This window comes from Shimia fortis (genome assembly GCF_040225985.1).
GTDB lineage: Bacteria > Pseudomonadota > Alphaproteobacteria > Rhodobacterales > Rhodobacteraceae > Shimia.
The window spans coordinates 190,350-211,513 of record NZ_JBBPEU010000003.1; the positions used below are offsets into that span (position 1 = coordinate 190,350).

General features: G+C 60.2%; 21 protein-coding genes. 10 read left to right on the forward strand and 11 right to left on the reverse strand.

What is annotated here, in order from left to right; translation table 11 throughout:
• Positions 1 to 58: 58 nt before the first annotated feature.
• Together WNE31_RS07455 and WNE31_RS07460 are read right to left on the reverse strand one after the other, a co-directional pair.
• Positions 59 to 493, reverse strand: coding sequence for a CBS domain-containing protein (locus tag WNE31_RS07455; RefSeq protein ID WP_349979088.1), 435 nt, complete (start codon positions 491 to 493; stop codon positions 59 to 61).
• Positions 494 to 553: 60 nt separating this feature from the next.
• Complete coding sequence (locus WNE31_RS07460) at positions 554 to 1,450, reverse strand: LysR family transcriptional regulator (protein WP_349979089.1); 897 nt, start codon at positions 1,448 to 1,450, stop codon at positions 554 to 556.
• A gap of 105 nt (positions 1,451 to 1,555) precedes the next feature.
• Between WNE31_RS07460 and WNE31_RS07465 the strand changes: the two genes are divergently transcribed.
• The 4 genes from WNE31_RS07465 (at position 1,556) to WNE31_RS07480 (ending at position 4,585) form a co-directional block, all read left to right on the forward strand.
• Positions 1,556 to 3,055 carry a CoA-acylating methylmalonate-semialdehyde dehydrogenase gene (locus WNE31_RS07465; protein WP_349979090.1) on the forward strand — a complete coding sequence of 500 codons (1,500 nt, stop codon included), beginning with the start codon at positions 1,556 to 1,558 and terminating at the stop codon, positions 3,053 to 3,055.
• Between the two features lie 75 nt (positions 3,056 to 3,130).
• A complete protein-coding gene (locus WNE31_RS07470) occupies positions 3,131 to 3,547 on the forward strand; it encodes a hypothetical protein (protein ID WP_349979092.1) in 417 nt (138 codons plus the stop codon).
• An 80-nt stretch (positions 3,548 to 3,627) separates the two neighbouring features.
• Positions 3,628 to 4,047, forward strand: a complete 420-nt coding sequence (locus WNE31_RS07475) for a hypothetical protein (RefSeq protein WP_349979093.1) — start codon at positions 3,628 to 3,630, stop codon at positions 4,045 to 4,047.
• A gap of 118 nt (positions 4,048 to 4,165) precedes the next feature.
• Positions 4,166 to 4,585: a hypothetical protein gene (locus WNE31_RS07480; protein WP_349979094.1), complete on the forward strand. Its 420-nt coding sequence runs from the start codon at positions 4,166 to 4,168 to the stop codon at positions 4,583 to 4,585.
• Between the two features lie 42 nt (positions 4,586 to 4,627).
• Here WNE31_RS07480 and WNE31_RS07485 read toward each other — a convergent pair whose 3' ends face one another.
• The gene (locus WNE31_RS07485) at positions 4,628 to 5,074 is read right to left on the reverse strand and encodes a DsrE family protein (protein ID WP_349979095.1); all 447 of its coding nucleotides are present in this window, start codon (positions 5,072 to 5,074) and stop codon (positions 4,628 to 4,630) included.
• Between the two features lie 172 nt (positions 5,075 to 5,246).
• On the opposite strand from WNE31_RS07485, the gene WNE31_RS07490 reads away from it, so the two are divergent.
• From WNE31_RS07490 to mmsB, 4 genes are all read left to right on the forward strand, one after another.
• Positions 5,247 to 6,380: a carboxylate-amine ligase gene (locus tag WNE31_RS07490; RefSeq protein ID WP_349979096.1), complete on the forward strand. Its 1,134-nt coding sequence runs from the start codon at positions 5,247 to 5,249 to the stop codon at positions 6,378 to 6,380.
• A 118-nt stretch (positions 6,381 to 6,498) separates the two neighbouring features.
• Positions 6,499 to 7,644, forward strand: coding sequence for an acyl-CoA dehydrogenase family protein (locus tag WNE31_RS07495; RefSeq protein WP_349979097.1), 1,146 nt, complete (start codon positions 6,499 to 6,501; stop codon positions 7,642 to 7,644).
• A gap of 73 nt (positions 7,645 to 7,717) precedes the next feature.
• Entirely contained in the window at positions 7,718 to 8,758 is a 1,041-nt protein-coding gene (locus WNE31_RS07500) for an enoyl-CoA hydratase/isomerase family protein (RefSeq protein ID WP_349979098.1), read from the forward strand.
• 3 nt (positions 8,759 to 8,761) lie between these two features.
• On the forward strand, positions 8,762 to 9,634 hold the full coding sequence (mmsB, locus tag WNE31_RS07505) for a 3-hydroxyisobutyrate dehydrogenase (protein WP_349979099.1): 873 nt from the start codon (positions 8,762 to 8,764) through the stop codon (positions 9,632 to 9,634).
• A gap of 63 nt (positions 9,635 to 9,697) precedes the next feature.
• On the opposite strand, the gene WNE31_RS07510 is transcribed toward mmsB, so the two are convergent.
• Complete coding sequence (locus WNE31_RS07510; protein WP_349979100.1) at positions 9,698 to 10,864, reverse strand: type III PLP-dependent enzyme; 1,167 nt, start codon at positions 10,862 to 10,864, stop codon at positions 9,698 to 9,700.
• Between the two features lie 207 nt (positions 10,865 to 11,071).
• On the reverse strand, positions 11,072 to 13,942 hold the full coding sequence (gene uvrA / locus WNE31_RS07515) for an excinuclease ABC subunit UvrA (protein ID WP_349979101.1): 2,871 nt from the start codon (positions 13,940 to 13,942) through the stop codon (positions 11,072 to 11,074).
• Positions 13,943 to 14,096: 154 nt separating this feature from the next.
• On the opposite strand from uvrA, the gene WNE31_RS07520 reads away from it, so the two are divergent.
• Positions 14,097 to 14,459, forward strand: coding sequence for a rhodanese-like domain-containing protein (locus WNE31_RS07520; protein WP_349979102.1), 363 nt, complete (start codon positions 14,097 to 14,099; stop codon positions 14,457 to 14,459).
• A gap of 5 nt (positions 14,460 to 14,464) precedes the next feature.
• Here WNE31_RS07520 and WNE31_RS07525 read toward each other — a convergent pair whose 3' ends face one another.
• Complete coding sequence (locus WNE31_RS07525) at positions 14,465 to 15,025, reverse strand: methyltransferase domain-containing protein (RefSeq protein WP_349979103.1); 561 nt, start codon at positions 15,023 to 15,025, stop codon at positions 14,465 to 14,467.
• Positions 15,025 to 16,419, reverse strand: coding sequence for a dihydrolipoyl dehydrogenase (lpdA, locus tag WNE31_RS07530; protein ID WP_349979104.1), 1,395 nt, complete (start codon positions 16,417 to 16,419; stop codon positions 15,025 to 15,027). Before lpdA ends, WNE31_RS07525 begins: the two co-directional genes overlap by 1 nt.
• Before the next feature lie 136 nt (positions 16,420 to 16,555).
• Here lpdA and WNE31_RS07535 point away from each other — a divergent pair, with 136 nt between their 5' ends.
• Complete coding sequence (locus WNE31_RS07535) at positions 16,556 to 16,993, forward strand: hypothetical protein (protein WP_349979105.1); 438 nt, start codon at positions 16,556 to 16,558, stop codon at positions 16,991 to 16,993.
• A 26-nt stretch (positions 16,994 to 17,019) separates the two neighbouring features.
• On the opposite strand, the gene WNE31_RS07540 is transcribed toward WNE31_RS07535, so the two are convergent.
• The 4 genes from WNE31_RS07540 to queA form a co-directional block, all read right to left on the reverse strand.
• Positions 17,020 to 17,598 carry a DUF924 family protein gene (locus tag WNE31_RS07540; RefSeq protein ID WP_349979106.1) on the reverse strand — a complete coding sequence of 193 codons (579 nt, stop codon included), beginning with the start codon at positions 17,596 to 17,598 and terminating at the stop codon, positions 17,020 to 17,022.
• Between the two features lie 199 nt (positions 17,599 to 17,797).
• On the reverse strand, positions 17,798 to 19,063 hold the full coding sequence (locus WNE31_RS07545; protein WP_349979107.1) for an MFS transporter: 1,266 nt from the start codon (positions 19,061 to 19,063) through the stop codon (positions 17,798 to 17,800).
• A 131-nt stretch (positions 19,064 to 19,194) separates the two neighbouring features.
• The gene (locus tag WNE31_RS07550) at positions 19,195 to 19,962 is read right to left on the reverse strand and encodes a L,D-transpeptidase (protein ID WP_349979108.1); all 768 of its coding nucleotides are present in this window, start codon (positions 19,960 to 19,962) and stop codon (positions 19,195 to 19,197) included.
• 151 nt (positions 19,963 to 20,113) lie between these two features.
• Positions 20,114 to 21,160 carry a tRNA preQ1(34) S-adenosylmethionine ribosyltransferase-isomerase QueA gene (queA, locus tag WNE31_RS07555; protein WP_349979109.1) on the reverse strand — a complete coding sequence of 349 codons (1,047 nt, stop codon included), beginning with the start codon at positions 21,158 to 21,160 and terminating at the stop codon, positions 20,114 to 20,116.
• Positions 21,161 to 21,164: the final 4 nt, after the last annotated feature.

A 21,164-nucleotide genomic window follows, 5' to 3' on the forward strand; every position in this document is an offset into this window, starting at 1 on the left:
CGCCCGCCTCTTGTGCAGTGTCATGCGCCGGGATGTGCAGAATGCTGGAAAACGGGGCCTAGTGGCCCATGATCATGCCCTCAAGGGCATCCTTTTCCATCTTCAGCTCGGTCAGGCGGGCCTTGACCGTGTCGCCCAGGGTAACAAGGCCGACCATGTCGCCGTTTTCGACCACGGGCATGTGGCGGAAGCGGCCCTCGGTCATTTTCTCGAGCACTTCGGTGGCGTCATCGCCCATGGCGCAGGTGACAATGTTCGACGTCATATAGTCATCGACCTTGTCACCCAGACAGCTTGCGCCGCGCTTGGCCACTTCGCGCACGATATCGCGTTCGGACAGGATTCCGTCGATGCTCTTGCCGGTGGCCGAGACGACAACGGTCCCGATGCCCTTTTCCGCAAGGATCTTGGCCGCATCAGAGACAAGCGTGCCGGGTTTGACAGTGACAACTTCCTGATTGCCCTTGGATTTCAACACCTGATGTACAAGCATTCAGGCCCTCCCAAAAATTAAATGTTATATATCCAAGCGTTGCCGCATTCTTTGAAACTGTCAAGTTTGCGCTTCCAGCTTTTGCACCGCGTCCCGCATCCCGTTGCACAGGGCTTCGGAAAACCGGTTCATCCGTTCCAGCCGTTTGTCATCCTCGTGACGGACCAGATAGAAGGACCGCGTCAGGCTGAATTCCTCGGCCAGCACCTTTTGCACCCCGCGATTGAAGGGGATGGAAAAGTCATGCACGATCCCCACCCCTGCACCGATACGCACGCAATTCACCTGCACCGAGACCGAGTTCGACGACAGGGTGGATTTCTCGATCCCCGCCTCGTGCAGATAATCCAGTTCCTTGTCGAAAATCATGTCGGGGATATAGCCGACGATATTGTGCTGCTTCAGATCAGCCAGTGTCTCAAGCGGCGGCGCTTTGCGCAGATACCAGCGCGCCGCCGCGAGATGCAGCTTATAGTCGGTGATCTTCTGCACCATCAACCGCCCCGCTGACGGGGGGCTGACCGCGACCACCATGTCGGCCTCGCGCTTCGAAAGGTTAAAGACCCGCGGCAGCGCCACGATCTGCACCTCAAGGTCGGGGTTGTCGCGCGTGATCTCGGAACAAACCTGCGGCAGCAGGTAATTCGCCGCACCATCCGGTGCCCCGATGCGGATCTGGCCGGTCATGCGCCCGGTCTCGCCGCTCAATTCCTCGGCGGCGACCTGCATGGTCTGTTCGATGCGCATGGCATGCTGCATGAGGCGCTGGCCGCTGTCGGTCAGGGCATAGCCCGTAGGCGATTTCACAAAAAGCGGAGAGCCGAACGCCGTTTCCAACCGCCCGATGCGCCGCCCCACCGTAGCAGGATCAACCTTGAGCCGCCGCCCCGCCGCCGAAAGGCTTTCTTCGCGGGCCACGGCCAGGAAAATGCGCAGATCATCCCATTGGGGTTCCATCCCGCCCTCCTGAAAAAATGCAAAACTGTTTTGAAAACTTGCCCCTTTTCCAATCATTTTTGCAAGCCTATTCTGCCCTCAACCCATTTTAGAGGAGGAGTCCCCATGCAAGAGCTGACCCATTACATCAATGGCGAACACGTCAAAGGCACGTCCGGCCGTTTTGCCGATGTCTTCAATCCCGCCACCGGTGAAGTGCAAGCCAAGGTGCCGCTGGCCAGCAAGGCAGAGCTGGACGCCGCCGTTGACATCGCCGCCGCCGCACAACCCGCTTGGGAGGCCGTCAACCCCCAGCGTCGCGCCCGCGTGATGATGAAATTCGTCGATCTTCTGAACCGCGATATGGACAAGCTGGCCGAGGCGCTGTCGCGCGAACACGGCAAGACGTTCCCAGACGCCAAGGGCGACGTGCAGCGTGGTCTGGAAGTGGTGGAATACTGCATCGGCGCACCGCAGATGCTGAAAGGGGAATTCACCGATTCGGCCGGCCCCGGCATCGACATGTATTCCATGCGTCAGGCCCTGGGCGTGTCGGCGGGCATCACCCCGTTCAACTTCCCGGCCATGATCCCGATGTGGATGTTTGCCCCGGCCATCGCCTGCGGCAACGCCTTTATCCTGAAACCGTCCGAGCGTGACCCCTCTGTGCCGCTGATGCTGGCCGAACTGATGGAAGAGGCCGGTCTGCCCAAGGGCATCCTGCAAGTCGTGAACGGCGACAAGGAAGCCGTGGATGCGATCCTTTATAACGACACCATCCAGTCCGTGGGTTTCGTCGGCTCGACCCCGATTGCCGAATACATTTATGGCACCGGCTGTTCGCAAGGCAAACGCGTGCAGTGCTTCGGCGGCGCGAAAAACCACATGATCATCATGCCCGACGCCGATCTGGATCAGGCCGCAGACGCGCTGATCGGGGCCGGTTACGGCGCGGCTGGCGAACGCTGCATGGCGATTTCGGTTGCCGTTCCGGTGGGCGAAGAAACCGCCAACCAACTGCGTGACAAGCTGATTCCGCGTATCGAAAAGCTGAAAGTCGGCCCTTACACCGCAGGCGACGACGTGGACTATGGCCCCGTTGTGACCGCAGCGGCCAAAGCCAACATCCTGCGTCTGGTGGAAACCGGCGTTGAACAGGGCGCCGATCTCGTGGTCGATGGCCGCGACTTCAACCTGCAAGGCTATGAAGACGGGTTCTTTGTCGGTCCGCACCTCTTTGACAACGTCACCAAGGACATGGACATCTACAAGCAGGAAATCTTTGGCCCTGTTCTGTCGATGGTGCGCGCCAATGACTATGAAGAGGCGTTGGGTCTGGCGATGGATCACGAATACGGCAACGGCACCGCGATCTTTACCCGCGACGGGGACACCGCACGTGACTTCGCCAACCGGATCAACATCGGCATGATCGGGATCAACGTGCCGATCCCGGTGCCGCTGGCCTATCACACCTTTGGTGGCTGGAAGAAATCGGCCTTTGGTGACCTGAACCAGCACGGCCCGGACGCGTTCAAGTTCTACACCCGGACCAAGACCATCACCTCGCGCTGGCCTTCGGGCATCCGTGAAGGCGGCGAGTTCAACTTCAAACCGATGGATTGATCCCCCGTCAAAAACATGGTTCCAAGAGGGGCGGAGTTTCCGCCCCTCTTTTTTGGTGCAAGACAAGGACGCCATATGTCGGTGACGTTCCACATCCTCAAGGACCACGGGCTGGTCTATGTGCGCTATGATGGCGTGGTCAATGCCGCGGATACGATGCAGGCCTTTGCCGCTTACGCCCAGCACCCCGATTGCCGACCGGGTCAGAAACAGCTTGTCGATCTGTCGCGCGCAACCGAGGTCGAGTTTGACTTTGTAGACCTCATGCAGATGCAGGCCAAGAAGGCCGACGTGTTCATGGCCGAAGGGGCACAAACCCTGATCACCTACGTTGCCCCGACCCGACTGGGCCGCGATGTGGTGGCGTCGATCCTGAAATCCTGGGAATCCTTTTCGACCATCGTACCGATCTGCGTGGAAACCCTGTCAGACGCCTGTGACGTGCTGGGCCTGCCCGAGCCTGATCTGACCAACGCGCTCAAGGCTGCTTGAATCCCGCGCCAAGACACGGCAAAACTCTGGATCAACACGCATGACGCGTGTTCGCGACATTCCATCGCCGGAGATCCCTCTTGTCGGTTCGTTTCAAAATCCTGCCCGAGACCAACCTTGTCTATGTATTATGCAGCGGCGAAGTCACGATTGACGAGACCCTAGATTCGTTCAGCGCCTATGCGATGCATAAGGAATTCAAACCGGGCCAGAACCAGATGATCGACCTCAGTCAGGTGACCGGGTACGAACGTGATTTCCCTAGGATCATGGCGCTTCAGGCGGAACAGGCGGATGTGTTCCTGTCGACCGGCAAACGGCCTCACCTGATTTTTGTCGCCCCCACCCCCCTGACGCAATCCATGGCCATGACGGCGCTTCGGTCCTGGCAACAGTTGGAGGGGGCGTTGCCGGTGGTCGTACAGACGATTCCCGAGGCGCTGGATATTCTGGGACTGGACGCGACAATTGTTGCACAATTGCCGTCGCAGGTTGCTTGACCACGACGCAGTCGCTGTGACCGGCACCCGATCCTCTGCCCTGTGGCAGCCACGTCACCCTTTTCATATGCGCGCATTCGGATAGGTTGAATCCCAGAGATCAAAGCAAAGGTCCGATATGCCTGTTTCCATCACCCTGCACACCCCCAAGAACTTGGTCTGCGTGCGCTATTCCGGATTTGCCGAAATCGCCGAAAGCATGGGCGCGTTCGAAGAGTACATGCGGCGCCCAGATTATAGGTCGGGTCGGGATATGCTGGTGGATATGAGCAAGGTCACGAGCCACGAAAAAGCCTCGCCGGACCTGATCCGCCACCACGCCCTGATGACCGAGATTTTTGATGCCTTCGACCATAAACCTCTGATCGTGTTCTATGCCCCGACCCGCGTGGCGCAAAGCATGGCGCTGGTGTCGGCCCGACCGTGGGATCAACTTGATACGATAAGCACGGCCATTCTGGAAAAGGAAATCGACGTTCTGGAACTCTTGGGGGTAACGGAGCCCAGTATCGAACGTCTGCTGGAAAAATCCAGCTAGGACACCGGCATCACGCGATGCCGGCGCCAAGGTCAGGCGGGTTTACCAGCCCAAAGTTTTTGTGTTCGGATCGAACAGCCAGCCCGCAACCAGTTCGGTGCTGCCCATGGTCACGCCGTCGATATAGTCAGCCTGGGTAAGACCCGCCGCCTTCGAACAGGCGCCGCACATGATGACGGTGCCACCATCGGCGATAAACGCGGTCAGCATGTCCTGGATCGAGGTACCGTTTGCCGCCATCAACCCGTGCACGTGGCTGGGACGTTTCTTGTCGGCCAGATACACGGCGCGCACGTTCATCCAGATCGCGGCGTCATGCCCCTGTTTCTGGGCTTTCTGATGGGCGAACATGATCGCCTTGGCGGCGGCCCAGGTGTCATCCGTGGTCAGGTTCACGAACAGACGCGGCTTCATGTCTTCGGCGGCGGCCACCATCGGGCTCAGGATCAGGGCCAGCGCCAGAACGGCATGTTTCAGAAGTTTCGGCATGAAACTCTCCTTTTCAAGTTAACTCCCGATCATTCGTATTCGATTATCAATATATCTAAAAGGTGAAACATTACCGCGCTGGAGGGTTATTCTGACGCAGGCCCGTGCAGCTTTTCTTGAAATCCGCACGTAATCCTGTTGAACTTGGTCAAAAGGTCTCGGGAGGATGGCCATGTCACTGAAAGAACCAGATTTTACCATCGGGGTGGAAGAAGAATACCTGCTGGTGGACAAGGATAGTCTGGATCTGGCCCCTGCCCCCGAAGGTCTGATGTCGGCCTGCAAGGCGGAACTGGAAGGTCAGGTCAGCCCCGAATTCCTCAACTGCCAGATCGAGATCGGTACCGCCGTGTGCAAAACCGTGGGCGAGGCCCGCGAAGACCTGAAACGCCTGCGCAGCACCGTCGCGCGGGTGGCGGGGCAGTTCAACCTCGCCCCGATCGCCGCCTCGTGCCATCCCTTCTCGGACTGGCGGCAACAGCATCACACCGACAGGGAACGCTATAACGAATTGCGCGACGATCTGGCCGGGGTCGTGCGCCGGATGCTAATCTGCGGGATGCACGTGCATGTGGGCATCGAAAGCCCCGACCAGCGTGTCGACCTGATGAACCAGCTCAAGTATTTCCTGCCCCACCTTCTCGCGATGAGTTGTTCGTCGCCCTTCTGGCAGGGCGAAGATACGGGGCTGAACAGTTACCGTCTGACCGTGTTCGACAACTTGCCGCGCACCGGCCTGCCCCCACGCATGGAGGGCTGGGGAGAATTCGAACGCTCGGTCAATGCCATGACGCAGATCGGCGTGATCGAGGACGCCTCGAAAATCTGGTGGGATTTACGCCCGTCGTCGCGCTTTCCCACCATCGAAAGCCGCATCTGCGATGTCTCGCCCACGCTGGAAACGACCCTGACCATTGCCGCGCTGACGCAATCGCTGACCCGGATGCTGTGGCGGCTGGCAACCAGGAACCAGCGTTGGCGACTGTATGACAATTTCCTGATCTCGGAAAACCGCTGGCGCGCCCAGAGATACGGTATCAACGAGGGGCTGATCGACTGGGGCCGACGCGAAATCGTGCCGTTCAAGGACCTGTTGCATGAAATTGTCGAACTGGTCGAAGAAGATGCCACCACCATGGAAAGCCTGTCGGAAATCGAGAACGCCCTTGCGCTCTTGACCACGGGCACCAGCGCGGACCGCCAGCGCGGGGTCTATCGCGATGCGATTCAGGCCGATTATTCCCATCAGGATGCACTATGCGCTGTGGTGCGACACCTGATCGACGAATTCCACGCCGATCTCTGACCCGCAGAAATACGGGTTTGCAAAAATGCGGGACCGTTTTGCCAAATTGCATCCTGACATATTGCTGCAAGAATTCTATAATTAAACAAATGTTCAATTGCGCGTTTGGGAGGACCCGATGGATTTTGCACTGACCGAAGAACAAACCCTGATCTTTGACATGGCCAAGGGCTTTGCCGAAGAAAACATCGCGCCCTACGCGCAGGAGTGGGAGGCCGCAGGCACCATCCCGAAAGAGCTGTGGCCGCAGATTGCCGAGCTGGGCCTTGGCGGGATTTATGTCTCCGAAGAATACGGCGGATCGGGCCTGACCCGTCTGGATGCGACCCTCGTGTTCGAAGCGCTGGCCATGTCCTGCCCCGCCGTGGGGTCGTTCCTGTCGATCCACAACATGTGCGGCGGCATGATCGACAAGTTCGGCAGCGAAGAGACCAAGCAGAAATGGCTGCCGGACCTTTGCACCATGTCCAAGGTGTTTTCTTACTGCCTGACCGAACCGGGCTCGGGCTCGGATGCGGCGGCGCTCAAAACCCGCGCGGAACGCACCAATGACGGCTATTCGCTGAATGGCACCAAGGCATTCATCTCGGGCGGGTCCTATTCCGACGCCTATGTTACCATGGTGCGCACCGGCGAAGATGGCCCCAAAGGCATTTCCACCGTGGTGGTCGAAGACGGCGCCGAGGGCCTGTCCTTTGGCGCGCTGGAAAAGAAAATGGGCTGGCTGGCGCAACCCACCGCGCAGGTTCAGTTCGATGACTGCAAGGTGCCCGCCGACAACCTGATCGGCGAAGAAGGCAAGGGCTTTGTCTATGCCATGGCCGGGCTGGACGGGGGCCGACTCAACATCGCCGCTTCGGCGCTGGGGGGCGCGCAAAAGGCGCTGGACCTGACCATGCAATACATGTCCGAGCGCAAGGCCTTTGGTAAACCGATCAACCAGTTCCAGGCGTTGCAGTTCAAACTGGCCGAGTTCGAAACCAAGCTCCAATCCTCGCGCACCTTCCTGCGTCAAGCGGCATGGAAGCTGGACAATGGCGCGCCGGATGCGTCGAAATTCTGCGCCATGGCCAAGCTGATGGTGACGGATGCCTCGTTCGAGGTGGCCAATGGCTGTCTGCAACTGCATGGCGGATACGGCTATCTTGCCGATTACGGCATCGAGAAAATCGTGCGTGACCTGCGCGTGCACCAGATCCTTGAAGGTACGAACGAGATCATGCGCCTGATCGTGTCGCGCCAGATGATCGCGGACGCGGCCTAAGCCCACCCCGACCCGGCGCCCTACGGTGCCGGGTTTGTTTTTCCGACGGACCGAACAGGGACACGCGTACCCAATGAGTGACATCAACATCCGCAAGACCGGCCAGACAGGTCGCATCACCTTTACCCGCCCCAAGGCGCTTAACGCGATGAGTTATGAGATGTGCATCGCCATCGAAGACGCGCTGGATGCTTGGGAAACCGACCCCGAGGTCAAGATGCTCGTGATCGACGCCGAAGGGGAAAAGGCGTTTTGCGCGGGCGGTGACATTGCCGAGCTGTACGAGACCGGAAAAGCCGGAAATTTTGCATTCGGACAAAAATTCTGGGCCGATGAGTACCGAATGAATGCAAAAATGTTCGAATTCTCCAAGCCTGTCGCGGCCTTTATGCAAGGTTTCACGATGGGTGGCGGTGTTGGCGTGGGCTGTCATGGCAGCCACCGCGTGGTGGGTGACAGCAGCCAGATCGCCATGCCGGAATGCGGCATCGGATTGGTGCCGGATGTGGGCGGCTCCTACATTCTGGCCCATGCGCCGGGGCGTCTGGGCGAATATCTGGGACTGACAGCCGCCCGTCTGGGCGCGGGTGACGCGATCCATGCGGGCTTTGCCGACTATTACATCCCCGAGGCGGACTGGCCCGCGCTGATCGCCAAGCTGGAAGAGACCGGCAACTGGTCCCTGATCGACGCCGCCGCACAGCATATCAACCCAGGCCCCATTGCCGAATCCGGGGCCGAAATCGATGCGTTTTTCGGGGGCGAGGCGCTGGCCGACGTGGTCAACGCGCTGAAAGCCAGCGATAGTGATTTCGCTGCCAAGACCCTGAAAACCCTGAACCGCAATTCCCCGCTGGCCATGGGTTGCACGCTGGAAATCGTGCATCGGGTCCGCGCCGCAAGCGACATCCGCGCCGCGCTGGAGCAGGAATACCGCTTTACCTATCGCGCGATGGAACACGGGGATTTCCTCGAAGGGATCCGCGCACAGATCATCGACAAGGACCGCAACCCGCAATGGCAACACAGCCTCGACTCGCTGCCCGCCGTTGCCGTGAGCCAGATGCTCATGCCGCTGGGGGATGCCAAACTGACATTCGAAAAGGGAGAGTAAGCCATGAAGATCGGATTTATCGGACTGGGCAATATGGGCGGGCCGATGGCCGCCAACCTGGCCAAGGCAGGCCACGAGGTAACCGGCTTTGACATGGCCGACGTGTCGATCGAGGGCGTGACCCTTGCCGCCTCGGGCGTCGAGGCCGCAACAGGCGCGGATGTGGTCATCACCATGCTGCCCAACGGCCAGATCCTGCGCGCCGTGGCGAAAGAGATCATACCGGCCATGTCCAAGGGTGCAGCCCTTGTTGATTGTTCCACCGTGGACGTGGACAGCGCCCGCGCAGTCGCAGCCCAAGCAGCCGAGGCCGGTCTTCTGGCCGTGGATGCGCCGGTGTCCGGCGGTGTTGGCGGGGCCGCAGGCGGCACGCTGACCTTCATGGCGGGTGGCAGCGCCGAGGCCTTTGCCAAGGCCGAGCCCCTGTTCGACATCATGGGCCAGAAAGCCGTGCACTGCGGCGAGGCCGGCGCCGGTCAGGCTGCCAAAATCTGCAACAACATGATCCTTGGCGTGACCATGATCGCCACCTGCGAAGCCTTTGCTTTGGCTGACAAATTAGGGCTCGACCGGCAAAAGATGTTCGACGTGGTGTCGACCTCGTCAGGCTATAGCTGGACCATGAACGCCTATTGCCCTGCGCCGGGTGTGGGCCCGCATTCGCCCTCGGACAATGACTACAAGCCCGGCTTTGCCGCGGAACTGATGCTCAAGGACCTGCGCCTGTCACAACAGGCCGCCGAAAGTGCCGATGCCGACACGCCCATGGGCCAGATCGCCACCGCGCTGTATGAACAGTTTGTCGAAAGCGAAGACGGGCTTGGCATGGATTTCAGCGCCATGCTGCCGCGCTTTGAAAAACGCGGGCGCGGCTGAACTCGGCCCTCCTGAAACGCAAAGCGGCGCGCCCTCCTCGGCGCGCCGCTTCTCCTCCCTGCCCTACAGAACCACGCACTCCAACGGTGGGAAGCCGTTGAACCCGACCGAGGAATAGCTGGTTGTGTAAGCCCCTGTATTGCGGATGATCACCTTGTCGCCCGCCGCCAGATCCAGCGGCAGCGCCATCGGGCGTTTTTCATAGAGCACATCCGCGCTGTCGCAGGACGGACCGGCCAGAATGCAGGGGCCGGTTTCGCCCCCGTCACGCGGGGTCGCGATCTGGTACCGGATCGCCTCGCCTTCGGTTTCGGCCAGCCCCGAGAAACGACCAATGTCGAGGTAAACCCAACGGCACAGGTCCGAGTCAGACTTGCGCGAGACCAGCATTACCTCGGCGGCAATCGCACCCGCATTGGCCACCATGCCGCGACCCGGTTCTGCCATCACGCGGGTTGCCCCCGGAAAGAGGTCGCCGACAAGAGCACGCACTGCGGCGGCATAGGTCTCGGTTTCCTCGATCTCGTCGCCGTAAAAGGCCGGGAAGCCGCCCCCGATATTGACCAGCTCAAGCGGAAAGCCCGCCGCACGCAGATCGTTCCAGACACGGGCCAAGCCCTGCAACGGGCGCAACCACATGGCGGATTGGCGGGTTTGCGACCCGACATGGAACGAGATCCCGACCGGTTTCAGCCCCAGCACCTGCGCCCGCGCCATCAATTCGGCGGCCTTTTCCGGGGCACAGCCGAATTTGCGGGTCAGCGGCCAGTCGGCTTCGCTTTCCGTCACCAGAAGGCGGATATAGACCTGCGCACCGGGCGCATTTTCAGCAATCTTGTCAAGCTCTTCCTCGGCATCGGCTGCGAACAGGCGCACGCCGGCGCCATAGGCAAAGGCAATGTCCGACGGGCGTTTGATGGTGTTGCCAAAGCTGATGCGCGACGGCTGCGCCCCCTGCGAGAGGCACAGTTCGATCTCGCCGCGCGAAGCCGCATCAAACCCACAGCCTTCGGCGGCCAGACGCGCCACCAGCGCAGGCGTCGGGTTGGCTTTGACGGCATAGCAAATCTGTGCATCGCCCAGACCACGCTTCAGCGCGGCATGGTTCGACACCACCTGCTCAAGGTCCAGCACAAGGGTCGGACGGTCAAAATTTTGCGACGCAATAAAGGCGTCCACACGCGAAACAGCACGGTGCACCGGCACCGGTTGAGGGAACTGAAGGGTCATGTGATCCATCTCCAAGTGGGCGCATTTGCCCAAGCAATAAACAGGGAGACGTTACCGTCGCTACATGGACCTCCCGACCCCGGTTCCCGGGAGTTCGGCCAGAGGTGCGTGCGTTGGCGTCGTGAGGCGCATATCGGGCCAAACGATGAGTCGTGCAAGAAAAAAAAACGCCCCGGTGCATTTTTTTGCCCGGGGCATTTTTTCGACCTATTCCGCCGCGACCCTCTTGGGGTCAAGCATGTCCCTGAGATACCGCCCCGTATGACTGCGCGGTTCCTTCGCCACGTCTTCTGGGGTGCCCACGGCCACGATCTCGCCGCCGCCATCGCCGCCTTCGGGGCCGATATCAATGATCCAGTCGGCGGTCTTCACCACATCGAGATTGTGTTCGATCACCACGACCGTGTTGCCCTGTTCGACCAGTTCATGCAGCACTTCCAATAACTTGCGCACATCTTCAAAGTGCAGGCCGGTGGTCGGCTCATCCAGGATATAGAGCGTACGACCCGTCGACCGCTTGGCCAGTTCCTTGGACAGTTTCACGCGCTGTGCCTCGCCGCCCGAAAGGGTCGTGGCCTGCTGGCCAACCTTGATGTAGTCCAGCCCGACACGGCTCAGCGCCTCCATCTTGTCGCGGATCGACGGCACCGCCTTGAAGAACTCGCGCGCGTCCTCGACCGTCATGTCCAGCACATCCGCGATCGATTTGCCCTTGAACTTGATCTCGAGCGTTTCACGGTTGTAGCGCGCACCCTGACAGGTTTCGCAGGTCACATAGACATCGGGCAGAAAGTGCATTTCGATCTTGATGACCCCGTCGCCCTGACAGGCTTCGCACCGCCCACCCTTGACGTTAAAGCTGAATCGGCCGGGTTTATAGCCGCGCGCTTTGGCCTCGGGCAGACCGGCAAACCAGTCGCGGATCGGCGTGAAAGCGCCAGTATAGGTGGCCGGGTTCGACCGCGGGGTGCGCCCGATGGGGCGCTGATCAATGTCGATCACCTTGTCCAGATGCTCCAGCCCCTTGATGGTCTCACACGGGGCGGGCGTCTGGCGCGCCCCGTTCAGACGCATGGACGCGGTCTTGAACAAAGTTTCGATGGTCAGGGTCGATTTCCCGCCCCCCGACACGCCAGTCACGCAGACAAATTTGCCAAGCGGGAACTCGGCCGTGACATTGCGCAGGTTGTTGCCCGTAGCTTTGACCACCTTGAGCTTTTTGCCGTTGCCCTTGCGGCGTTCGGCGGGGATGGCGATCTCGCGGGCGCCCGACAGGTACTGTCCGGTGACCGAGGCGGCATCGGCCTGAATTTCCTGAGGGGTGCCCTTGCTGACCACCTGCCCGCCATGCACACCCGCCCCGGGACCAATGTCAAAGACATAATCGGCCTCGCGGATGGCCTCTTCATCATGTTCCACCACGATCACGGTATTACCCTGATCGCGCAGGGATTTGAGCGTGCCCAACAGCCGGTCATTGTCGCGCTGGTGCAGCCCGATCGACGGCTCATCCAGCACGTAAAGGACACCAGTCAGACCCGACCCGATCTGGCTGGCCAGACGGATGCGCTGGCTCTCGCCACCACTTAATGTACCGCTTGAACGTGAGAGCGTAAGATACTCTAATCCCACATTATTCAAGAAACCAAGACGTTCGCGGATTTCCTTGACAATGGCGCGGGCGATTTCCTGTTTCTGGGGTGTCAGGTGGTTCGGCACATCCTCGATCCAGGCCAAGGCCTCGCGGATGGACATCTCGACCACCTGCCCCACATGCAACAGCTGGTCGCCCGACCCGATCTTGACGGCCAGCGCCTCGGGGCGCAGGCGATAGCCTTCGCAAGTGCCGCAGGGGCGGTTGTTCTGGTAGCGTTCGAACTCTTCGCGAATCCAGCTGGAGTCGGTTTCGCGATAACGGCGTTCCATGTTGGGGATCACGCCCTCGAACACCCGTGTCACCTGATAAACGCGTCCGCCCTCGTCATAGCGGAACTCGATCTCTTCATCGCCCGATCCGTAGAGGAACACCTGCTGCACCTTCTTGGACAGGTTTTTCCAAGGGGTGTTGCGATCGAATTCGTAGTGTTTTGCAATCGCCTCGATGGTTTGCAGGAAATAGGGCGACTTGCCCTTGCGCCATGGCGCCAATGCGCCGTCATAGACCTTGAGCGTGGCATCCGGCACCACCAGGCGTTCGTCAAAGAACAACTCAACCCCCAGACCGTCGCAATCCGGGCAGGCCCCGAAGGGCGCGTTGAACGAAAACAGACGCGGTTCGATCTCGGGGATGGTGAACCCACTGACCGGACAGGCGAAATTTTCACTGAACGTAATCCGTTCGGGGTCGCCCTCTTTCGGGGCGGTTTCCAGAATGGCGATTCCGTCAGCCAGATTCAGTGCCGTGCGCAGGCTGTCGGCCAGACGTGTCTGCATCCCGTCCCGCACCACAAGACGGTCGACCACCACGTCGATGTCGTGGCGGAATTTCTTATCCAGCGTCGGCGGTTCGTCCAATTCGTAAAACGCACCGTCCACCTTAACCCGCTGGAACCCCTGTTTGCGCAATTCAAGGAATTCCTTGCGGTATTCGCCCTTGCGGTCGCGCACGATGGGCGCCAGCAAGTAGCCGCGCGTGCCCTCTTCCAGCGCCATGATGCGGTCCACCATATCCTGTACCTGCTGGGCTTCGATTGGCAGGCCGGTGTCAGGGCTGTAGGGCGTGCCGACTCGCGCAAACAACAGGCGCAGATAATCATATATCTCGGTCACGGTGCCCACGGTCGACCGCGGGTTTTTAGACGTGGTCTTCTGTTCGATGGATATCGCGGGGCTGAGGCCGCTGATATGATCCACGTCGGGTTTTTCCATCATGTCGAGGAACTGGCGCGCGTAGGCCGACAGCGATTCCACATAGCGGCGCTGTCCCTCGGCATAGATCGTGTCGAACGCCAGCGAGGATTTCCCCGACCCGGACAGGCCGGTGATCACGACCAGCTGATCGCGCGGAATATCAACGTCGATGCCCTTGAGATTATGTTCACGCGCGCCGCGCACTTCGATATTTTTCAGCTCAGCCATGCCAGCCCCCGGATGCAGTGCCCTAGAAATAGGTGACATAGGGCGAGTCTCCAACCAAAAAATGTGAACAAAGTGTGAACTTACCAGAAAGTCATTGTATTCATATTTTAGAATGTTACTTTGTTCGGCAAGACAGCATCACGAGAGAGACGCCATGTTCTTCTTCAAAAAGCCTCGGGCCGCTTCGGGCCTCAGCCCCGCCGACGCCGTCAAAGGCGCAGCCGAAGGCCGCGTGACAGTGGTGGATGTGCGCGAACATGGCGAGGTCGCCGCCTCGGGCAAGGCACAGGGCGCGGTGCATGTGCCCCTGATGCGGTTGCGGGATATGGCAGACCCGCGCCACCCCGATTTTCATGACGCCTTCAAGACCGATGCCAGCATCGCGCTTTACTGTGCGTCTGGCGGCCGGTCGCATTCGGCAGAAACCCTGTTGCGTCAGATGGGGTATGACAACGTGCACAATATCGGTGGCCTTGGCCATTGGGTGCGCGCGGGCGGCGCTCTGGAAAGCGCCTGAAGCGGTCAGGTCTTTCGGGCCAACGCCCAGGCACAGATCGGAAAATCGGGGTCGTTGGTCAGGTCATCCGTGTCGGGATCGTAGGCAGGTGGCCAGTCTTTTTCCATGTTTCGCAATCCCGCCGCGCGGTTGCCCCATTGCTCGGCGCGGATATCCTCTTCGGCAAAACCGACCTCGGTCAGCAGGTTTTTCAACCCGCGCGCCGTCCAGCGTGAACAATCGGTCGGGGCGGCGTGAAACGGGATGAAGAACGGCACCGCAACCCAGAAATACCCGCCGGGACGCAGCATGTCAAAGACGTTGACCGTGGCGATATAGGGCCGGTCCAGATGTTCCCAGACCTGGTTGGCAAGGATCAGGTCGAATTGCCGGATCTTGCCAAAGCGGTTCATGAACGGTCCGGCACAGATGTCATGCTTGGGATAGCGAAACTGTTGATAACTTTTGCTGGGCAGCCCCTGCCCCCACCAGCCCGAGATTTCACACAGGTCCATGTTTTCAAGATCCAGCTCGCGCAACCATTTGCGGCTGGTTTTCTGCATCACGATACGGTTGAGGCTGGCCATCAGAAGTGGATGGCCCTGCCATAGGCGTCAAGCACGCTTTCGTGCATCATTTCGGACAGGGTCGGGTGCGGGAACACGGTTTCCATCAACTCGGCCTCGGTGGTTTCAAGCGTGCGCCCCACCACGTAGCCCTGGATCAGTTCGGTCACTTCTGCCCCAACCATATGCGCGCCCAGCAGTTCGCCGGTCTTGGCGTCGAACACGGTTTTGACCATGCCCTCGGGCTCCCCCAAAGCGATGGCCTTGCCGTTTCCGATAAAGGGGAAGCGGCCCACCTTGACCTCATAACCCAGTTCCTTGGCCTTCGCCTCGGTATAGCCGACGCTGGCCACCTGAGGATGGCAATAGGTGCAGCCGGCGATGCTTTCGGGTTTGACGGGGTGCGGGCTTTGGCCGGCAATCATTTCAGCGACCATCACACCTTCATGCGAGGCTTTGTGTGCCAGCCAAGGCGCCCCGGCAATGTCACCAATGGCATACAGGCCCTCGGCAGACGTGCGGCAATACTCATCCGTTGTGACATGGGTCCGGTCGATCCCGACCCCAAGTGCCTCGAGGCCCAGCCCCTCGACATTGCCGACGATCCCCACCGCCGAGATCACGGTGTCAAACTCATGCTTCTCGACCTTGCCCCCGATCTCGATATGGGCGGTCACCTTGCCCTTGGCGCGATCCAGTTGCTTGACCATGGCCTTTTCCATGATCGTCATACCTTGTTTCACGAACTGTTTCCTGGCGAAGGCGCTGATCTCGGCATCTTCAACAGGGAGCACGCGGTCCATCACCTCGACCACGGTCGTGTCGGCGCCCAAAGTGTTGTAAAAACTGGCAAATTCGATACCGATGGCCCCCGACCCGATGACCAACAGCTTCTTCGGCATGCGTGGCGGCTTCAGCGCGTGCTTGTAGGTCCAGACCAGATCACCGTCGGCCTCAAGCCCCGGCAACTCGCGGGCGCGCGCGCCGGTGGCCAGCACGATATGCGGCGCGCTCAGCTCTTCGGTGCCCTTATCGGTCTTGACGCTCACCTTGCCCCTGGCGGGCAGCGTCGCCTCACCCATGAGGACGGTAACCTTGTTTTTCTTCAGAAGGTGCCCGACCCCGCCGGACAATTGCTTGGCCACACCGCGCGATCGGTCCACCACGGCATCAAGATCATAGTCGATCTTGTCCGCGCTGAGACCGAACTCCTTGGCGCGATGCATCAGGTGAAACACCTCGGAGGACCGCAGCATCGCCTTGGTCGGAATGCAGCCCCAGTTGAGGCAAATCCCGCCAAGATGTTCCCGTTCGACTATGGCGACCTTCAACCCCAGTTGCGCACCCCGGATGGCCGCCACATAGCCCCCGGGCCCTGCACCGATCACAATCATGTCGAAACTGCTGGTCGCCATCGTCGTCTCCTCCTGTCGTTGCGGTCGAGCCTAGATCACTTCGTCGCGCACATCAACGCGACTCGCGACTATCAATCGCGACCGGAACGGGGCATTGTGAGAGACAGGAAAGCCAACGATTGTCGGGACGTACCCCATGAAAGTCATCAAAGATCTTCTTCTTGCCCTCATCAACGCGACGCTTCTTCTGGCGGCGGTCTGCCTGTTCTTCCTGTGGCAGGTTTCGAACACGGTGGAGCGGGCCGCAGGTGCCTTTGCGGCGCAGTTGAACGTGCTGGAACCGGTCAGTACAGAGCTGGGGAACCTGACCGCCGAGGTGGCCGCGTTACGCGGGGATATGCAGGTTCTGGCATCAAGCTCTGGCGAACTTGCCTCGGTCACGGCGCAGCGCATTCAGGCCCGCGTGGACCGCATCCAGACCGATCTGGACACGATGCGCGCCAACACCCAGCAGGTTGTGGCCAACGCAAAGGCCGCACCGGAAAAGCTGGTGACCACCGCCGTGACCACGGCGACAGACAACCTCAGCACGCTGGCGTTTGACTTGCGGGGCTGCACACGCCCCGAAAGCTGATCTCTGAAAAGGAGAAAGGCGCCCGCTCAGGACGCCTTTTGCAATTCGGTCACGGTGTAGCCATAGCCGCCGCGATCGACATATTCCTTCTCGGGGCCGGTATAGGACCGCTCGAGCGCGTCATTGCGATAGGGGAAGCGTCCGAACAGGCGGATCACCTCGCGATGGGCACGCGCATGGATCAGGTTTGATTCACCGGTCCGCGGCATCCGCTCAAGCATCATACGCACACAACGTTCCTGATCGCACAGATTTTCCGAATGCATCAGCGGCAGATAGAAAAACTGCCGCGCCGGTTCGTCGATCTTGAGATCCCAGCCCGCATCAATGGCCGCTTTCGCCGCCGCCAGCGCCGCCCGGTCCGAGGCAAATGCCCGGGCCGTGCCCCGGAACATGTTCCGCGAGAACTGGTCATTGAGAATGATGTAAGCCAGTGCACCGCTGGGATAGGTCAGCCATTGCGCATAACTGCCCTCTTGTGCCTGTTTCCATGCATCCAGGAATCTGTCCCGGATCTTCTGGTCGAGTGTGTTGTCCACCGCGTACCAGTTTTCTTCTCCGACTTCATCAAGCCAGAAAGTCAGAATTTCTTCGGGGCCTGCCATACCCTCTCTCCTCACCCGTCGCCGGTCATGTCCGACATAAAAATGTTACACAGGAAAATGCCGGAACCCGAAGTAACAATTTGCGTCAATCGCGACATAAAATGCAACGATATCGCTAACATAGGCGGATTCCGGAGCATTTTTTCAGATCGGAAACAGGTTTTCCCAAAAGGCGCGCCCCGAAACCTGCACCATTGCGTCACGCGGTTTCGGCATTTTCCTCGTCTTCGAGCGCGGTTTCGATGGCAATTTCCTGCACGACCTCCATCGCGACGGGCGACGCGGTCGGCAGAACCGGCGAATAGGCCCCGGTGTCTTCGACCGCGATCCCTTCGCGGCGGGTCATCCGGTAAAGCGCGTAGCCCCCAAGCCCCAGCATCAGCGCCGCAATGACAAGGAAAAACCCGGACGGCCCCGAGACCTCCATGATCCAGCCAATCACGATCGGGCCGGCAATCGCCCCTAACCCGTTGATAAAGACCATCCCCCCCGAGGCGGCGGCCATCTCGTCCACTTCCAGAAAGTCGTTCGTGTGTGCAATCAACAAGGAATACAAAGGGTTAGAGAACCCTCCCACCAGCGTCGCCGCAACCAGCAAAAGCCAGAAGGTTTGCCCGAACATCATCCCGACCAGCGCCCCCAAACCGCCGACCAAGGCCGAAAAGGCAATCAACACGCGCCGGTCCATCCGGTCGGACAACCAGCCGACGGGATACTGCACCAGCGTGGCCCCGACATAGAAAGACGCAACAAAGATCGAAATTTCGCTCACTGACAAGCCGACCGAGGCGCCATATACCGCCGACATGCCGAACTGGGCCGCGAACACCCCGCCCAGCAGGATCATGCCAACCGCCCCGAGCGGTGACTTGTGGACCAGCTCGCGCAGTGTCATGGCCTTGGTCATCTCGAAGGCGGGGGTTGGAGAGATGCTGAGCAGGATGGGCGCAAACGAGATCGAGACCAGCACCGACGGGATCACGAACAGGACAAAGCCAGACGGGTCTGCCGTCACCAAGAGCGCCTGCGCCGCCACCACGCCAATCATCTGGACGATCACATAGAGCGAAAGCGCCTTGCCTCGGGTTTCATTGGTGGCCGCGTTGTTAAGCCAGCTTTCGGCGGTCACATACACGCCGGAAAAACAGAAGCCGATGATGATCCGCCCCACGGTCCATACCCACGGGTTGGCAAAGGTCGGGTAAAGAATCAGGACCGCCGAGATAAACGAAGCCAGCGCCGCAAAGACCCGTACATGCCCAACCCGTCGGATCATCTCGGGTGCCATGCGCGACCCGCCAAGGAAACCGACGAAATAGGCCGACATCACGATCGACATTTCCCAGGTGCCGAAGCCTTCGATTTCACCCCGCACCCCCAGCAGGGTGGATTGCAGGCCGTTTCCGACCATCAGAAGCATCATCCCGAGAAGCAGCGCCCAGGAACCGGAAAGAAATTGAAACATCGGGGACTCCGAGAAAAATCACGTGGTTGCGAGGGGCCCTGTTCGCACAACGCGCGGGCCCGTGTTGCTCTGTCTGCGACCCGCCTGATCCGTTTGCGTCACATGGTCATGACACCGGACCGGCGGGCACTTTACTCGGTCGTGTTCTTGGCTTCCTGCGCCTCGACGGCGGCATAGATCACCTCGGGGTCAACAATGGTCGGAGGCAGTTCGACGCCACGGTTTGCCATCGCCTCGCCTTCCGCGGCCACGGATTCTTCATAGGTACGCACCACCACGTCCGTGCCCATGGGCGTCCGGTTATACAGGTCGATCACATCCTGGTTGAACATGCGGATACAGCCCGCGGTGCTGGAATTGCCGATCGAGGCCAGATCGTTGGTGCCGTGGATGCGATAGCGCGTGTCGCGCCCACCGCGATAGAGATAAAGGGCGCGCGCGCCAAGCGGGCTGGCCACACCGCCGGGGATGCCACCTGCAAAGGGGCCGTACACCTCGGGTTCGGTGCGCAGCATGTTCGCCGTGGGGGCCCAGCCGGGCCATTCCTCTTTGCGCCGGATGCTGGCGCTACCCTTGAAGCCGCGCCCCTCGCGCCCGACCGCAATGGGATAGCGGGTCGCGTTGCCGCCATCCTCAACCAGATAAAGGAACTTGGCATAGGGATCGACCACGATGGAACCTGGGGCTTCGGGGCCGTCATATTTTACGGCGGCGCGCCGGTTGGGCTCGTCCAGGTATTCGACAGGCACTGCTGGCAGGGTGATGTCACCATCCGTCAGCACGTCATACATCTCGGGAGTTGCCCCACGACTGGGACCGTCTTCATAAGGCGCACCACAGGCCGCCAAAAGCCCAAGCCCGCCCAGCAAAGCCAGAAGTTTGAAAGAAGGTCTTTTCATGATCGCGCCCATTTCGTCCCGTTGAAAACCCGTACCTTAACCTGAAACACTCTTATGAATCGGGTTCAGGGTACGCAGAAGGACCGGTTTGTCGCAAGGGGGGCATTCCCAAGCTTCAAGAATTCCCTGTCACGCGCCCGCCCGTTGCCCCCTAGGGCAGCAATAGCGAGGCGTCCCCGTAAGAGAAGAACCGGTATTCCGAGGCGACCGCATGGTCATAGATGCGACGGATCCGATCCTGCCCCATCAGCGCCGAGACCAGCATCATCAGCGTGGACTTGGGCAGGTGGAAATTCGTCATCAGGGCGTCTGTGACCTGAAACTCGAAGCCGGGATAGATGAAAATGTCTGTCCCGCCTTCCCACGGCTTGATCTCGCCTGCGCGCGCAGCACTTTCGATCAGGCGCAGCGCGGTGGTGCCGACCGGGATGACCCGCCCTCCTGCCGCCTTGGTGGCGCGGATTTCTTCGGCGGCCTTTGGCGTGACGCGCCCCCATTCGGAATGCATCTTGTGGCGGGTCACGTCCTCGACCTTGACCGGCAGGAAGGTGCCCGCCCCCACATGCAGCGTGACATAAGTAAACTCAACACCATGCGCGGCCAGTTTTTCCAGCAGGGGTTCATCGAAATGCAGCGACGCCGTGGGCGCGGCCACGGCGCCGGAATTTTCGGCCCAGACGGTTTGATAATCGACTTTGTCCTGCGCATCCGCAGCGCGTTTGGCGGCGATATAGGGCGGCAAAGGCATGTTGCCCGCCTCGGCCAGCGCCGCGTCGAAATCATCCCCTTGCAGGTCGAATTGAAGGATGCCCTGCCCCTCTTCCTTGGCCACGAGGGTGGCTTTCAGCGCTTCGGTGAAGACCACCTCTTCGCCCTCGCGGATTTTCTTGAGTGGTTTCAGCAACGCCGCCCATTGCCCGTCGCTGCGCGGTTCCAGCAGGGTCACGTCGATGCGCGCCTCGGTCGTGCCCTCGGCCCCGGCACGCCAGCGCACACCGCCGAGCCGCGCAGGGATGACCTTGGTATCATTCAGGACCAGACGATCCCCCGGACGCAGCCACGTTGTCAGGTCCGACACCACCGAGTCGGTGATGCGATCCCCTTCGGCCACCAGCAGCCGTGCAGAACTGCGCGGATTGGCAGGACGGGTCGCGATCAGCGTTTCAGGCAGATCGAAATCGAAATCGGAAAGCTGCATCAAG

Bases quoted from the DNA above. Each gene is read 5' to 3' on its own strand.
- WNE31_RS07455 (WP_349979088.1), bottom strand. From the start codon at position 493: ATGCTTGTACATCAGGTGTTGAAATCCAAGGGCAATCAGGAAGTTGTC.
- WNE31_RS07460 (WP_349979089.1), bottom strand. From the start codon at position 1,450: ATGGAACCCCAATGGGATGATCTGCGCATTTTCCTGGCCGTGGCCCGC.
- WNE31_RS07465 (WP_349979090.1), top strand. From the start codon at position 1,556: ATGCAAGAGCTGACCCATTACATCAATGGCGAACACGTCAAAGGCACG.
- WNE31_RS07470 (WP_349979092.1), top strand. From the start codon at position 3,131: ATGTCGGTGACGTTCCACATCCTCAAGGACCACGGGCTGGTCTATGTG.
- WNE31_RS07480 (WP_349979094.1), top strand. From the start codon at position 4,166: ATGCCTGTTTCCATCACCCTGCACACCCCCAAGAACTTGGTCTGCGTG.
- WNE31_RS07485 (WP_349979095.1), bottom strand. From the start codon at position 5,074: ATGCCGAAACTTCTGAAACATGCCGTTCTGGCGCTGGCCCTGATCCTG.
- WNE31_RS07490 (WP_349979096.1), top strand. From the start codon at position 5,247: ATGTCACTGAAAGAACCAGATTTTACCATCGGGGTGGAAGAAGAATAC.
- WNE31_RS07495 (WP_349979097.1), top strand. From the start codon at position 6,499: ATGGATTTTGCACTGACCGAAGAACAAACCCTGATCTTTGACATGGCC.
- WNE31_RS07500 (WP_349979098.1), top strand. From the start codon at position 7,718: ATGAGTGACATCAACATCCGCAAGACCGGCCAGACAGGTCGCATCACC.
- mmsB (WP_349979099.1), top strand. From the start codon at position 8,762: ATGAAGATCGGATTTATCGGACTGGGCAATATGGGCGGGCCGATGGCC.
- WNE31_RS07510 (WP_349979100.1), bottom strand. From the start codon at position 10,864: ATGACCCTTCAGTTCCCTCAACCGGTGCCGGTGCACCGTGCTGTTTCG.
- uvrA (WP_349979101.1), bottom strand. From the start codon at position 13,942: ATGGCTGAGCTGAAAAATATCGAAGTGCGCGGCGCGCGTGAACATAAT.
- WNE31_RS07520 (WP_349979102.1), top strand. From the start codon at position 14,097: ATGTTCTTCTTCAAAAAGCCTCGGGCCGCTTCGGGCCTCAGCCCCGCC.
- WNE31_RS07525 (WP_349979103.1), bottom strand. From the start codon at position 15,025: ATGGCCAGCCTCAACCGTATCGTGATGCAGAAAACCAGCCGCAAATGG.
- lpdA (WP_349979104.1), bottom strand. From the start codon at position 16,419: ATGGCGACCAGCAGTTTCGACATGATTGTGATCGGTGCAGGGCCCGGG.
- WNE31_RS07535 (WP_349979105.1), top strand. From the start codon at position 16,556: ATGAAAGTCATCAAAGATCTTCTTCTTGCCCTCATCAACGCGACGCTT.
- WNE31_RS07540 (WP_349979106.1), bottom strand. From the start codon at position 17,598: ATGGCAGGCCCCGAAGAAATTCTGACTTTCTGGCTTGATGAAGTCGGA.
- WNE31_RS07545 (WP_349979107.1), bottom strand. From the start codon at position 19,063: ATGTTTCAATTTCTTTCCGGTTCCTGGGCGCTGCTTCTCGGGATGATG.
- WNE31_RS07550 (WP_349979108.1), bottom strand. From the start codon at position 19,962: ATGAAAAGACCTTCTTTCAAACTTCTGGCTTTGCTGGGCGGGCTTGGG.
- queA (WP_349979109.1), bottom strand. From the start codon at position 21,160: ATGCAGCTTTCCGATTTCGATTTCGATCTGCCTGAAACGCTGATCGCG.